This is a genomic window from Ciceribacter ferrooxidans (genome assembly GCF_004137355.1).
GTDB classification, from domain to species: domain Bacteria; phylum Pseudomonadota; class Alphaproteobacteria; order Rhizobiales; family Rhizobiaceae; genus Allorhizobium; species Allorhizobium ferrooxidans.
The window spans coordinates 1-250 of record NZ_SDVB01000205.1; the positions used below are offsets into that span (position 1 = coordinate 1).

Consider the following 250-nt stretch of genomic DNA (forward strand, 5'->3'; position numbering starts at 1 on the left):
AGGGCTTCGCCACCGCGGAGATCCCGTCGACGTTCGCCGAGTTGCTTCTGGTCGAGCACCTCCTCTCGACGGACGAGGACCTCGGCCGCGCGCTGCTCGCACGGCAGCTCGACCAGGCGGTCATCTCCGCACACATGTCCGCGGCGTTCGCGCGGCTCGAGCAGGCCGCGTACACGCTTCGCGCCGAGGGCCAGGCCCTGACCGCAGACCGGCTGAACACCCTCTGCGAAGGCGCGGTGGCGAAGGTCTG

At 70.8% G+C, this 250-nt stretch carries 1 pseudogene; it reads left to right on the forward strand.

Annotated features, from left to right (window positions below):
* Window positions 1-250 (forward strand): annotated as a pseudogene (locus EUU22_RS25265) (hypothetical protein); the annotation flags it as partial.